This window comes from Desulfotignum balticum DSM 7044 (genome assembly GCF_000421285.1).
GTDB classification, from domain to species: Bacteria; Desulfobacterota; Desulfobacteria; order Desulfobacterales; family Desulfobacteraceae; genus Desulfotignum; species Desulfotignum balticum.
In genome coordinates this window covers 3423123-3436845 of record NZ_ATWO01000001.1, presented here as the reverse complement: position 1 = coordinate 3436845, position 13723 = coordinate 3423123, and the positions used below count along the sequence as shown (strand labels likewise).

At 53.1% G+C, this 13723-nt stretch carries 11 protein-coding genes; 9 read left to right on the top strand and 2 right to left on the bottom strand.

The window, feature by feature from the left end:
* The first annotated feature begins 25 nt into the window (after nt 1–25).
* The 9 genes from infB (at nt 26) to K365_RS0117305 (ending at nt 10113) form a co-directional block, all read left to right on the top strand.
* The gene (infB, locus tag K365_RS0117345; protein ID WP_006967060.1) at nt 26–3031 is read left to right on the top strand and encodes a translation initiation factor IF-2; all 3006 of its coding nucleotides are present in this window, start codon (nt 26–28) and stop codon (nt 3029–3031) included.
* The gene (gene rbfA / locus K365_RS0117340) at nt 3031–3417 is read left to right on the top strand and encodes a 30S ribosome-binding factor RbfA (RefSeq protein WP_006967061.1); all 387 of its coding nucleotides are present in this window, start codon (nt 3031–3033) and stop codon (nt 3415–3417) included. Before infB ends, rbfA begins: the two co-directional genes overlap by 1 nt.
* Nucleotides 3418–3448: 31 nt before the next feature.
* A complete protein-coding gene (gene truB / locus K365_RS0117335) occupies nt 3449–4354 on the top strand; it encodes a tRNA pseudouridine(55) synthase TruB (protein WP_024335609.1) in 906 nt (301 codons plus the stop codon).
* Nucleotides 4355–4528: 174 nt separating this feature from the next.
* Nucleotides 4529–4798: a 30S ribosomal protein S15 gene (gene rpsO, locus K365_RS0117330; protein WP_006967063.1), complete on the top strand. Its 270-nt coding sequence runs from the start codon at nt 4529–4531 to the stop codon at nt 4796–4798.
* Between the two features lie 205 nt (nt 4799–5003).
* On the top strand, nt 5004–7094 hold the full coding sequence (gene pnp / locus K365_RS0117325) for a polyribonucleotide nucleotidyltransferase (RefSeq protein ID WP_024335608.1): 2091 nt from the start codon (nt 5004–5006) through the stop codon (nt 7092–7094).
* Complete coding sequence (locus K365_RS0117320) at nt 7081–7872, top strand: MBL fold metallo-hydrolase (protein WP_024335607.1); 792 nt, start codon at nt 7081–7083, stop codon at nt 7870–7872. Before pnp ends, K365_RS0117320 begins: the two co-directional genes overlap by 14 nt.
* Before the next feature lie 5 nt (nt 7873–7877).
* Complete coding sequence (locus K365_RS0117315) at nt 7878–8471, top strand: hypothetical protein (protein WP_024335606.1); 594 nt, start codon at nt 7878–7880, stop codon at nt 8469–8471.
* Nucleotides 8472–8561: 90 nt separating this feature from the next.
* Complete coding sequence (locus K365_RS0117310; RefSeq protein ID WP_024335605.1) at nt 8562–9473, top strand: proline dehydrogenase family protein; 912 nt, start codon at nt 8562–8564, stop codon at nt 9471–9473.
* A 16-nt stretch (nt 9474–9489) separates the two neighbouring features.
* The gene (locus tag K365_RS0117305) at nt 9490–10113 is read left to right on the top strand and encodes an NAD(P)H-dependent oxidoreductase (protein ID WP_024335604.1); all 624 of its coding nucleotides are present in this window, start codon (nt 9490–9492) and stop codon (nt 10111–10113) included.
* A 37-nt stretch (nt 10114–10150) separates the two neighbouring features.
* On the opposite strand, the gene K365_RS0117300 is transcribed toward K365_RS0117305, so the two are convergent.
* On the bottom strand, nt 10151–11938 hold the full coding sequence (locus tag K365_RS0117300) for an ABC transporter ATP-binding protein (protein WP_006967073.1): 1788 nt from the start codon (nt 11936–11938) through the stop codon (nt 10151–10153).
* Entirely contained in the window at nt 11938–13656 is a 1719-nt protein-coding gene (locus K365_RS0117295; RefSeq protein ID WP_024335603.1) for an ABC transporter ATP-binding protein, read from the bottom strand. Before K365_RS0117295 ends, K365_RS0117300 begins: the two co-directional genes overlap by 1 nt.
* Between the last annotated feature and the right edge of the window lie 67 nt (nt 13657–13723).

Below are 13723 nucleotides of genomic sequence, written 5' to 3'. Positions count from 1 at the left end.
AAAGAGGATTACTTGGGGGCAAGGTATGGCGAAACTCAGAGTATACGAATTGGCAAAAGATCTGAACATGACAAACAAGGCACTGCTCAATAAACTCAAAGAGCTCGATATTGATGCAAAGAGCCATATGAGTTCTTTGGAGGACAGTGCAATCAAACAGATCAAAGCCAGTTTGTTCGGCAAGTCCAGACAAAAAGAAGACCTCAAGGTCCGGCCTTCGGTAATACGTCGGCGTAAAAAGAAAGCCGGGCGTGATCCGTATATGGAATCCCGGGAAAAACCGGAGGATTCTGCCGTATCGGAAATGGAGGTACAGAAAACCGAAGATACCACAGACGGGCGGGAAACAGCCATTGATACACCGGACGCCCCACCGGTGGCGGCTGAACAGAAACCTGCTGAAAAAACATCTGCCGCTGTTCCGAAATCCTCTGAAGTGTCAACGCCTCCAAAAACCTCTTTGACAAAAAAGAAAAAATCCGAGCCTGCCAGAATTATTAAACCGGTAAAAAAGACGCTTCCCCCGGAGCCGGAACCGGTCAAGCCGACACCTGCCTCAGAACCTGTGGACACAAAAACAAAACAAAAATCAGCAGCTGTTTCGGAGCCGACACCCGCATCTGCAGTATCGGATGATCAAAAAGCGTCGGAAAAAAAATCACCACCGGCAAAAGAAAAAAGTTTGAAAGACGATACCGCCCAAGAGGTGCCTTCGACTGTCCAGGAAAAGCCTTCGACTGTTGTGACAGATAAGGAAGCGGAAACAACAGAAAAGAAACCTCAAAAATCAGATGTTTCCCGGGAAGCGCCGGCAACACCGGAGACTGAAGAGGCAAAAGCATCCAAAAAGAAAAAGAAAAAAAAGAAATCCACCCCGGCCAAAATTGTGAAAAAAGCGGATCCGGTGGTTTTGGAAAATATTCGGAAAACAAGGGCGGAAGAAGAGAAAAAAGACATGAGTTCAGAGCGAACTGCCCGACCGGCTGCATCGAATCGATCCGGTGCGGTTGCAACCGGTCCGGATACAGGTGCGCCGTTTATTCCAGGCGAACCGGATCCGGGATTCAGAAAAAAAGATCGTCGCAAGGATGAGGGTCCAGGCGATTCGTTTGACGGAAAACGCAAAAAACGCAAAAAGAAATCAGTGGTGGAAGGAGAAGAACTCTACCGGGGCCGCGGTAAAAAGAAACGGGGCAAAAAAGACAACCGGGCCAAAAAAGGGGGGTTCCAGAAAACCCAGATCACAACCCCCAAGGCGATCAAGCGGCGGATCAAGATTGACGAGGCCATTGAGCTGGCAGAACTGGCCAAACGGATGGGAATCAAGGCCAATGAGATGATTGCCAAACTCATGACCATGGGTGTGATGGCCACGGTCAACCAGACCATTGATTTTGAAACAGCAACCCTGGTGGCGGCGGAATTTGATTTTGAAGTGGAAAAAGCCAGTTTTGAAGAAGATGTTCTGCTTCAGGTCGAAACCGATAATCAGGATAAGGGCCGCATGATCAAGACCCCTCCCGTGGTCACCATCATGGGACATGTGGACCATGGGAAAACATCATTGCTGGATGTCATCCGAAAATCCAAAATTACCAGCGGAGAGGCCGGCGGAATCACCCAGCACATCGGAGCGTATAACGTGGATACCCCCAAAGGCGGGCGGATCACGTTTCTGGACACCCCGGGCCATGCCGCTTTTACCGCCATGCGATCCAGAGGGGCCAAGGTCACGGATATTGTGATTCTGGTGGTGGCGGCGGATGACGGAGTCATGCCCCAGACCATTGAGGCCATCAACCATTCCAAAGCTGCCGGTGTGCCGGTGGTGGTGGCCGTGAACAAAATGGATAAACCCGGGGCGGACCCGGATCGTATCTTGCGGGAACTGGCTGAACTGGACCTTTTGGCGGAAGAATGGGGCGGAGACGTGATTTTTGTCAGAGTGTCCGCCAAAACCGGTGAAGGGATCGATGATCTGCTGGAAATGGTACTGCTCCAGTCCGAAGTGCTGGAACTCAAGGCCAATCCGGACCGGAATGCCAGCGGTTATGTGGTGGAATCCCGGCTGGATACCGGCCGGGGGGCCGTGGCCACGGTGCTGGTGAAGCAGGGGACCCTGCGGGATGGAGATGCCATCGTGTGCGGGCTCCACTCCGGCAAAATCCGGGCCATGATCGATGATCTGGGCAACCGGATTGAGGAAGCCGGTCCCTCCACACCGGCGGAAATCGTAGGATTGACCGGGGTCCCGGATGCCGGAGACGAGTTTGTGGCTGTGGCGACAGACAAGGATGCCAAACAGATCGCCAATCACCGTATGCAGAAACAGCGGGCCAAAGAACTGGCCAAAAAGAGCCGGGCCAACCTGGAGAAAATGTTCGAGAACTTAGGTTCCGAGGAAATCAAAGAGTTGAAGCTGATCGTCAAAGCGGATGTCCAGGGGTCCATCGAAGCATTGAACGATTCCCTCAAGGATCTGGCCAAAGAGGAAGTGGATATCAAGATTATCCATTCCGGAGTCGGTACCATCAATGAATCGGATGTGGGCCTGGCCAGTGTGTCGGATGCCATTATCATCGGATTCAATGTCAGACCCACACCCCAGATCCGGAAAATGGCCAAGGACGAAAATGTGGACATGCGGTTCTATGATATCATCTATGATGTGATCAATGATATCAAGGCGGCTCTGGACGGCATGATGCCCTCCACTTTTCATGAAATTATCATTGGGCGTGCCGAGGTGCGGGACACTTTTGTGGTGCCTAAAATCGGCACCATTGCCGGATGCCACATTGCCGAAGGCAAGGTGATCCGGGGCAAGAAGGTAAGGCTGCTCAGAGAAGGTGTGATCAAGTGTGATACCCAGCTGTCCTCTCTGCGCCGATTCAAGGATGATGTCAAGGAAGTGGAACAGGGGTATGAATGCGGCATCGGTCTGGCCAAATACAATGATATCAAGGCGGGCGATATCATCGAGTGTTATGAAGTGGAAGAAAGAAAATATATGCCCCAGAAAGAGAACTGATGAAACCATATACCCGGGCTGAACGGATCAGCATAAAGATCCAGCAGGCCATAACCGAGCTTCTGACTAAAAAAATCAGTGATCCCAGAATAGAGATGGCCACGGTGTCCCGGGTCAAACTGACCCCGGACCTGAGGCTGGCCAGTATCTATGTGACGGTTTTCGGAGATGAGGACCGGATCGCAGCCACTTTGGCGGGCTTTAAAAACTCCAAAGGATTTATCAAAAAGCACATTGCTCCCCAGCTGGGACTTAAATATATGCCGGAACTGCGGTTTTTTCACGATGATTCATTTGACAAAGCTGCCAGAATGGATGCCCTGATCGATTCAGTGGTCAAAGATATCCCCAAAGATTCGGACCCCGGCAGCGGGGAATCTGAATAAGCATCTTTGTTTTGAAAAAGCGGCGGTATTGATGAAAAACGGTATGGTGCTGATCAACAAGCCGGAAGGGATCTCTTCCGCCCGGGTCGTCAGTCAGGTCAAAAAGATATTTCAAGTAAAAAAAGCCGGACACACTGGAACGCTGGATCCCTTTGCCACAGGTCTTTTGCCGATCGCTTTAGGGCAGGCCACCCGGCTGAGCCGGTTTTTTCTGGGGGGCGCCAAGCAGTACCGGGCCACAGTGTGTTTGGGAATTGAAACCGACACCTATGACCGGACCGGTCAGATTGTCCATCAAGCAGATCCTCGATGTCTTGGCGCCATTGAACCCGAACAGGTACAACACATCGTGGCAGGATTCAAAGGAAAACAACGGCAGATCGCACCCAGCTTTTCAGCGCTGAAACACCAGGGTCAGCCTTTGTATAAACTGGCCCGTCAGGGGAAAATGATCCAGAAACCCGCCCGGCCCATTGAGATTTTTTTCATCCGGATGATTGCCGTGAACCTGCCGGAATTTGAACTGGATATCCATTGCTCCGGCGGAACCTATATCCGGAGTCTGGCCCATGATATGGGAGAACAGCTGGGGTGCGGCGCACATTTGTCAAAATTGTGCCGGACCGGTGTCAGCCATTTTACACTGGATCAGGCCCATGAATTGGAAGCATTGCCCAGGCTGCCTTTGGACAGATCAATGATTCCCATGACAGACTGTCTGTCTTTTCTGCCCCGGATACAGGTGGACGATGCCATGACCCAAAAAATCGGACATGGGATGAAACTGTCTGACCATGAGGTGCGTTCATTTCAGACAGAACCGGTGCCCGCACAGACCCCGGTCCGGGTCCTGGATTCGACAGGTCGGCTCATTGCCGTGATAGAACCGGATCCAGACCGGCCGGAATATAATTATTGTTGCGTTTTCAACCGGTAAATGGTAGAAAGATCTGCCCCCTTGTAATGAAAAAATGCGGGGCAATTTTCAGTATCGGCCGTTTGGCAGAAACATCGGGATCGTCTGAATGGAATATTGGATGCCCCTGGTAACGGCGCAAAGCCGGCCAAATGAATGCCGGAATTTATTTATTCCAGATAAAGGAGTCACACCGTGGTTTTATTAGCAGAAAACAAAGAAGAAATGATTGAGCAGTTCAAGATCCATGAGTCAGATACCGGGTCACCCGAGGTGCAGGTGGCCATTCTGACTCACCGCATCAGCTACCTGACCGAACATTTGAAAGTGCATAAAAAAGATCATCATTCCCGCCGGGGATTGTTGATTCTGGTCGGACGGCGCCGAAACCTGCTGGATTATGTCAAGAAAAAAGACATCAACCGGTATCGATCTTTGATCGATAGGCTGGGGCTCAGAAGATAATATGACGATAAACCGGTTTTTGGCTGTGTTCAGGTCAAAAACCGGTTTTTTGCAGTTTACCGGGCGGCAATTCTTGAAAACACGAATAAATAAGTTCGCATCTGTGCCATCCAGCAATTTGTTGGATGATACACATGCGGGTTTATTGTTTTGAGTGCGTTTCAATGGATTTCCGCCTTTTTTACCTAATTTAAAAGGAGAAATCATGGAGAAAACATTAACAGCGACAGTCGGCGGCAGGGAATTTTCCATCAGCACCGGCAAAATGGCCAAACAGGCATCCGGTGCGGTGGTGGTGCAGCTGGGCGAAACCGTGGTACTGGTGACGGCAGTGTCGGCAAAAAATCCCAAAGAGGATGTGAGTTTTCTGCCCCTGACCGTGGAGTATCAGGAACGAATTTATGCGGCCGGCCGGATTCCGGGCAACTATTTCCGGCGGGAGATCGGCCGGCCCTCTGAAGATGAAACATTGCGGGCCAGACAGATCGACCGGCCCATCCGTCCGTTGTTTACACAAGGATATAATTTTGAAACCCAGGTCATCGCCACTGTGCTGTCAACCGATAAAATGTGTGATCCGGGCATTCTGGCCCTGGTGGGGGCATCTGCGGCCCTGGAAATTTCAGATATCCCGTTTGACGGCCCTATTGCCGGTATCAAGGTGGGTCGTATCAACGGTGAGTTCGTTGCCAACCCCACCCTGGAACAGATGATGGAAAGTGACATCGATTTGACGGTGGCAGGCTCTAAAACCGGTGTGGTCATGGTGGAAGCCGGCGCCAATATCGTGTCGGAAAAAGACATGCTGGATGCCATTTATTTCGGTCATGATGCCATGCAGCCCATCATTGCCATGCAGGTGGAATTAAAAAACACCCTGGGCAAGGAAAAGAAAGTGTTTGTTCCCGCAGAACGGGACCCGGAACTGGCTGCCAAGGTCGTTGATTTTGCAAAAGACGGCATCCGCGAACGCGTCCAGATCAAGACCAAAATAGAACGTCAGAATGCGTTAAGCCTTTACAAGGATGAGGTGGTGGAACATTTTACCCAGGAGTATCCGGACCAGGGTAAGGAAATCAAGGAAAATTTCAGCAAGGCGGTCAAGGAAGTCAGCCGTGAGATCACCTTGACACAAAATCACCGCATTGACGGCCGGGCCTTTGATGAAATTCGTAACATCACCTGTGAAGTGGGAATGCTGCGAAGACCCCACGGCAGTGCGCTGTTTACACGGGGAGAAACCCAGGTCCTCGGAGTCATGACCCTGGGATCCGGCCCGGATGAGCAGCGGGTGGAAACCCTGGCCGGCAACGAGACCCGGGCGTTTATGCTGCATTACAATTTTCCTCCCTATTCCGTGGGAGAGGTGAAGCGGGCCGGCGGTCCCAGCCGCCGGGATATCGGTCATGGGAATCTGGCTACCCGTGCCATTGAGCGGATACTGCCGGATCCGGCCGATTTTGAATACACCATCCGGTTGGTGGGTGAGGTCATGGAGTCCAACGGGTCTTCCTCCATGGGCACGATCTGTGCCGGGTGCCTGGCGCTCATGGATGGCGGTGTGCCCATCAAGGCACCGGTTTCCGGTATTGCCATGGGATTGATCAAAGACGGGGACAACACCGTGATTCTGTCCGATATCCTGGGGGATGAAGATCATTTCGGGGATATGGATTTCAAGGTGGCCGGTCCTGAAGCCGGCATCACGGCCCTGCAGATGGATATCAAGATCAAGGAGCTGTCCAAAGATGTCATGGAAAAAGCCCTGATTCAGGCCAAAGCAGGCCGGCTTCATATTCTGGGAGAGATGTTGAAAACCATTAACACGTACCGGGAAGATATTTCTCCCCATGCCCCCAAAATTTTGAGCATCACCATCAATCCGGACAAGATCAGGGATATTATCGGCCCGGGCGGCAAGATTATCCGGGCCCTCCAGGCGGACACCAACACCACCATTGAAGTGGATGACTCCGGACTGGTGAAAATTGCCGGGGAAAATCAGGAGGATGCGGAGCGGGCTCTGGCCATGGTGGCGGATATCGCGCTGGATCCGGAAATCGGGGCCATCTATGAAGGCAAGGTCGTGAAAATTACCGATTTCGGGGCGTTTGTGAATATCAAATCCGGCACCGACGGCCTGGTGCATATTTCCGAGCTGGCCGACTACCGGGTCAAGAAGGTCACGGATGTGGTCAAAGAGGGGGATGTGATCAAAGTCAAGGTCCTGGATATCACCCGGGACGGGAAAATCAAGCTCAGCTACAAAGCTGTCAAGGCGGATGAAAAAGAATAATTCTTTTTGCATCTGTCCGCTGGCTTCCGGCAGTAAAGGAAACGCACTGCTGATCTCCACGCCGGACACCGCCATTCTGGTGGATGCCGGTTTGTCCGGCGTGGAGCTTCAGCGGCGGATGGCGGCGGTGGGACAGGATCCTGCTGATCTGTCCGCCATTGTCATCACCCATGAACATATCGACCATGTCCGGGGTGCCGGCGTCCTGGGACGGCGATTCAATATTCCGGTTTATATCTCTTCCGCCACCCATCAGGCCTGCCCCGGACTGGGCCATGTGCCTGAACTGATTCATTTTGAATGCGGGACCCGGTTTGACATCCGGGATCTGGTCCTGAATCCCTTTTCCATCTCCCATGACGCCTCGGACCCGGCCGGTCTGACCTTGACCTGGCAGGCGTGTAAAATCGGCATCGCCACGGATCTGGGGGTGGTGACCAACCTGGTGCGGACCCATCTGTCCGGTTCTTCAGTTCTTTATCTGGAATCCAATCATGATCCGGAGATGCTCATCAACGGATCTTATCCGTGGCATCTGAAGCAGCGGATTCAATCGCGCACCGGCCATCTGTCCAACAATGATGCCGGCACCCTTCTGGCGGACCTTTACCATGACCAGCTGCACCATGTGATCCTGGCCCATCTGAGCGAAGAAAACAACCGGCCTGAACGGGCCCTGGCCGAGGTGGGCCGGTGTCTGAACCGGCCGGGCATCGGTCTGTCCGTTGCCGGACCCGACCGGCCCGGAAAGGTGATTCGAATAACAGGGGAGAAATAATCAAGATGCCTGAACTGATCGTTAAAAATTTTACAGGGGATCAGATCCATCCCTATCTGGATGAGCTGGCCCGGCTGCGGATCGAAGTGTTCAAAGAATATCCGTATCTGTATGACGGCAGTATTGACTATGAAACCGAGTATTTGAAATCCTATGCGGAATGTCCGGAAAGTTTGGTGGTGGGAGCTTTTAAAGACGATCAGCTGGTGGGGGCTTCCACCGGCCTGCCCATGACGGATGCGGCCGATGAATTCAAGGCCCCGTTATCAGCACAGGGACAGGATGTTGACAGAATCTTTTATTTTGGCGAATCGGTCATGAAAAAAGCCTGTCGCGGGACCGGAATTTACGCGCGGTTTTTCGCGGAACGGGAAGGATATGCCCGGTCCCTGGGGCGGTTTGACCGGGTCTGCTTTTGTGCGGTGGAGCGGCCGGCGGATCATCCGGCCAAACCTTCGGGATACCGGCCCCTGGATGGCTACTGGAACAGACGCGGTTATACCCGGCGCCCTGATTTGACCACCCGGTTTCTGTGGAAAGACTTGGACGAGGTAGAGGAATCACCCAAAAAAATGGTATTCTGGATCAAACCGGTGTAAAAAAAGGAATAATCCTTGACTGTTTTTTTATAATGGTTTAACCATTGAGGGAAAGTATCTGAAAATTCATTCAAAAGGAGTTTGATTATCATGATAAATAAACTTATCAGTCAGATTCTTCCCCATATGCCTGAGAAGCTGATCTGGCAGTTTTCAAAAGAGTATATTGCCGGGAAAACCACGGAACAGGCCCTGGAAGCGTCCAGGGAACTGAACCGGAACAATACCCTGGTCACCCTGGACATTCTGGGGGAATTCATCGAGAACATGGACCAGGCCAAAGAGAACCGGGATCAGTACATCAATCTGATCAACACCATGGAAGCCACCGACGTCAAGGGAAATTATTCCATTAAACCCACCATGTTCGGCCTTCTTCTGGACAAGCAGACCTGCTCCGACTATATGCGGGATATTGTGGCCACAGCGGCCGGGTATGGCAATTTTGTGCGCATCGACATGGAAAACTCCCCCACGGTGGACGATACCATCGCGATTTTCAGACGGATCAAGGCGGAATTTCCCAAAAATGTCGGACTGGTGCTCCAGGCGTACCTGAAACGGACCCGTTCCGATATCGAAGCCATGCTGGACCTGAAATCAGATGAGGCGGACCTGAATTTTCGGCTGTGCAAAGGGATTTATGTGGAATCCCCCGCCATTGCATACAAAAAATACGAAGAGATCAATGCCCATTATCTGGAAGATCTGGAATTCATGTTCCAGAGCGGCATCTATCCGGGTATTGCCACCCATGACAAGCCCCTGATCGAGGGCGCATTGAAGCTGATCCAGAAATACAATATCCCCAAAGACCGGTATGAATTTCAGATGCTGTACGGAGTGACCCCCAAACAGCGGCAGGATCTGGCGGATGCCGGCCACAAGGTGCGGGTGTATGTGCCGTTCGGGGAACACTGGTTCGGGTATTCCACCCGCCGGCTCAAGGAAAATCCAGCCATGGTCACCCATATTGTGAAGGCGTTGTTTGCCAAAGGATAAATAAGGAGATGCCGCCATGAACGCCGTCATCGATGCCTTGAATTTTCGTCATGCCTGCAAGAAATTCGACCCGGCCAGAAAGATTGCCACCAAAGATCTGGACACGATTCTGGAGGCGGCGGTGCTGTCTCCCTCTTCTTTCGGTATGGAGGCCTGGAAATTTCTGGTGCTGCAATCACCGGGTATTCGGGAGAAACTGCGCCCGGCCTGCTGGGACCAGGCTCAGATAACTGACAGCAGCCATGTGATCGTGATTCTGGCCAGACCGGATCAGGTGGCCCCGGGCCACCCGTATGTGGCTGAAAGTTTTGGCCGCAGAGGGTTGCCCGAAGATGCCACCACCGCTTATATTGAAAAATATCGGCATCATATGGAAACAGAGGTGCTGCCCCGAATGAATCTGTATGCCTGGTGCAGCAAGCAGTGTTACATCGCCCTGGCCGATATCATGACCGCTGCCGCGGCAATGGGCATTGATTCCTGCCCCATGGAGGGGTTTGAAAAAGACCGGGTGGAGCGCATTCTGGAAATCGATACCCAAAAGTTCGAAGTGGCGGTGCTGGTGGCCCTGGGATACCGGTCGGGCAAGCAGCCCCCCCGGCGGCGCCACTCTAAAGAGAAACTGGTTGAAATCCGTTAACCGGCCTCGCTGGATCTGAATCCGGTTCTTTCACCCCTTACAGGGTTTCTTTTTCCAGCAGGTGATAATACTCACCTTTGGCTCTTACCAGCTCCGGGTGGCTGCCTTGTTCCCGGATCCGGCCAACCCTGAGCAGCAGGATCCGGTCACAGTGCCGGATGGTGGACAGGCGGTGGGCGATGATGATGGACAGCCGGCCTTTCATGAGCCGGTTCATGGCCTCATGCACCGCCTGCTCCGATCCGGAATCCATGTAGGATGTGGCCTCATCGAAAATGATCAGATCCGGGTTGCAGGCAAAGGCCCGGGCAATGCATATCAGCTGTTTTTCTCCGGCGGACAGCGGACGTCCCCCCTCCCTGAGCACGGTGTCCGGTCCGTCAAACTTGTCATATAAAAATCCGCAGTTGGCCTGTTCCAGCACTTTTTTCAGGGCAAGGCCGTCCAGGGGATTTTCCGGCGGGCAGATATTGTCTTTGACTGTGCCGGAAAAAAGGATGGGGTCCTGCATGACCAGAGCGGTTTTCCGTCGGATATCCATGGTGTTGATGGATTCCTGGGGCTGACCGTTGATCCGGATAAGGCCGGCATCCGGCCGGTAGAATCCTGTGACCAGGTTGATGATGGAGGTCTTTCCGGACCCGGTCTGACCCACGATTCCGATGGAACTCCCTTTTTCAAGAGAAAAACAGATATCTTTGAGCACCGGTGTTTCCGTGTCATAAGAAAAATGAACATGATCAAATGCCAAGTGATGGATGGCATCCATCCGGACTCTTTTTCGGGTAAGGCGCTGCCGGTCTTTTTTCTGTTCCAGCACGGTGGTGATCCGTTCCGCCGAGGCCAAAGCATTCTGAAGCAGATTGAATTTTTCCGACAGCTCCCGCAACGGCCTGAAAAACAGTTTCATATAGGTGAGAAATGCCACCAGTTCGCCGATGGTCATTTCATGGGCTGTGACCTTGAGACCGCCGGCCCACAGGATGATCGCCGTGCTGACGATGCCCAATAACCCGATAAAGGGCATGAACACGGCAAAGGTTTTTATCTGGCGCATGGCGGCATCATAATGGGTCGCATTGAGATCCCGGAACCGTTTGATAAACGTGGCTGCGCTGCCAGTGGTCTGGATGGCCCGGATGCCGGAAATGCCTTCGGAAAAACTGTGGTTGATCTCCCCGATCTTCTGTCGGATGGTCCGAAAGGCGCTGCGCACATGCCGGGAAAATCCGGTGACACTCACCAGGATCACGGGCACCAGCCCAAACAGATAAAAGGCCAGTCCGGCATTGAGCCGTGCCAGCATCACAAAAATGGCTGCCATGAGCACCAGGTCCTTGAAGATGAACACCAGCACACTGGTGAACATTTCGTTCATGTTCTCAATGTCGCCTGCCACCCTTGCCACCAGCCGGCCGGAGGCGTTTTTATCATAATAGGCCACGGGCAGGCCGGTCATGTGGGAGAACAGTTCCCATCGCAGGTTCAGAATAATTTTCTGGCCGGAGTATTCCAGAAACAGGGTCTGACCGAAATCGATGACAAATGCGGCCAGGATCATCAGGCAGAAAAAAAGACCGAACGACCTGAAGTCTTCCATGTGCAGACCTAGAAACAAGGCATCCTTTGAATTCTGGCCGGATTGGAGGATAAATCCGTCCAGGCCTTTCTGGATGAGCAGCGGAATGGACAGCTCAAAGAAAATACCGGCAAACACCAGCAGGGTGGACACTGCCAGCATCCAGGCATAGGGTCGGATATAGGGCCACATCGCTTTGGCCAAAACCAGATCGGCCAGACGGATTTCCTTTTCTTCCCGCGTCATCAGGTCTCCTCAAACTGCTGCACATCAAATGCATGCCGGTAGTATCGGCTGGTTTCAAGCAGATGGGCATGGGATCCGCCGGCAGAGATCCGGCCGTTTTCCAGAACATATATGGTGTCGCAAGCGGCCAGAGCGGACAGACGATGGGAGATAAGGATGCAGGTGCGATCCTTTGTCAGGCGGTGGATACCGTCGATCACCCGCTGGGCGGTCTGGGTGTCCAGCTGGCTGACCGGATCGTCCAGAATCAGCACCGGCTTGTCCTCCACCAGGGCCCTGGCCAGGACCAGCCGCTGTTTCTGGCCCCCGGACAAAGTTACTCCCCGTTCTCCCACAAGGGCTTCCAATCCCCGGGGCATGGCTTTAATGGTATCGGAAAGATCACAGATTCGGATCACTTTCTCCAGATCGGTATCTGTCATGTCCCGCCCCATAAGCATGTTTTCCCGGATGGTGGCGGAAAACAGAAACGGTTCCTGGGGCATGAATGCGATGCAGGACTGCAGGGCTTTGGGATCCATGTCCATGGTGGGAATGCCGTTCACCCGGATATCGCCTTGGGTGGGATCATACAGCCGCATCATCAGATACGCCAGGGTGGTTTTGCCGGTCCCGGGCGGGCCGGTGATACCCACCCGGCTGCCCCCCGGGATATCCAGACAGATGTCCGACAATATGGGGGTGTGGTCGTCATAGGAGAACCCGGCATGGTTGAAACGGAAATGGCGGATCTGGCGGGGCATGGGCACCGGGTTTTCCGGACAGGTGATCCGGGGCCGGGACTGGAGCAGGGCGTTGATGCGGCGCAAAGAAGACATCCCCCGCTGGAACAGGTTGGTCATCCATCCGATGGCAATGACCGGCCAGGCCAGCAAACCCAGATACTGGAGAAACGCCACCAGTTCTCCGGGACTCAATGTGTTGCGCATCACCAGTATTCCGCCGTAAAACAGAATGATCAATGAAGAGATGTTAAAGAAAAACCCCAGCAAAGGGCGCAACAGGGACGTGGCCACGGCCCGTTTCAGGTTTTTGCGGAAATAATCCGTGGCAGCATGGCCCACCCGGTTTGTTACCAGCGATTCAAAATTGAACACCTTGATGATCCGGATACCGAAAAAGCTTTCCCGGATCATTTCAGTGAGAACGGAAAATGATTCCTGGGCGGTGGTGTGAAAGTCATGCATTTTTTTACCTAGGAATCGTGTGAAGAAAATCAGGGCCGGCATGGGGATCATGGCCATGGCTGTGAGTTTGGGATGGGTCCAGATCATGATGGCCAGAATGGCGCCTCCCAGCAGCACCGTGTCCACCAGCACAATAATTCCGAATCCGAAAGCCATGCGCACATGATTGATGTCCGAGGTGGCATGGGCCATGATGTCTCCGGTATTCACCCGGTCGAAAAAAGCCGGGTCCAATGACATGATATGGGTGTACAGCTGGTCCCGGATCCCTTTTTCCAGGTTTCTGGCACTGCCCATGAGCAGGATGCGCCAGGCATAACGCAGCACCGCCATAAGCACGCCCAGCCCCAGGATGAATACACACTGACGGATCAGTACGGCCCGGTCCAGGCTGCCTTCAGTCAGGGTATCCACCACCGACCGGATCACCTGGGGCACAATGAGCTGAGTGCCGTCCACAATGATCATGCATACCATACCCAAAAGGATCTGGGCCTTGTACTGCCTGAAAAAGGGAAGGATCAGTTTCAATCTTTCCCCTTCCGGCCGGATGGGACCGCCGCATCTGTCTGAACCTGAAAATTCATGACAGAAGCAT

Excerpts from the sequence above, each read along its gene's own strand:
- truB (WP_024335609.1), top strand. The coding sequence starts at position 3,449 with ATGAAAAACGGTATGGTGCTGATCAACAAGCCGGAAGGGATCTCTTCC.
- pnp (WP_024335608.1), top strand. The coding sequence starts at position 5,004 with ATGGAGAAAACATTAACAGCGACAGTCGGCGGCAGGGAATTTTCCATC.
- K365_RS0117300 (WP_006967073.1), bottom strand. The coding sequence starts at position 11,938 with ATGACGCGGGAAGAAAAGGAAATCCGTCTGGCCGATCTGGTTTTGGCC.
- K365_RS0117305 (WP_024335604.1), top strand. The coding sequence starts at position 9,490 with ATGAACGCCGTCATCGATGCCTTGAATTTTCGTCATGCCTGCAAGAAA.
- K365_RS0117320 (WP_024335607.1), top strand. The coding sequence starts at position 7,081 with ATGAAAAAGAATAATTCTTTTTGCATCTGTCCGCTGGCTTCCGGCAGT.
- rbfA (WP_006967061.1), top strand. The coding sequence starts at position 3,031 with ATGAAACCATATACCCGGGCTGAACGGATCAGCATAAAGATCCAGCAG.
- infB (WP_006967060.1), top strand. The coding sequence starts at position 26 with ATGGCGAAACTCAGAGTATACGAATTGGCAAAAGATCTGAACATGACA.
- K365_RS0117310 (WP_024335605.1), top strand. The coding sequence starts at position 8,562 with ATGATAAATAAACTTATCAGTCAGATTCTTCCCCATATGCCTGAGAAG.
- K365_RS0117315 (WP_024335606.1), top strand. The coding sequence starts at position 7,878 with ATGCCTGAACTGATCGTTAAAAATTTTACAGGGGATCAGATCCATCCC.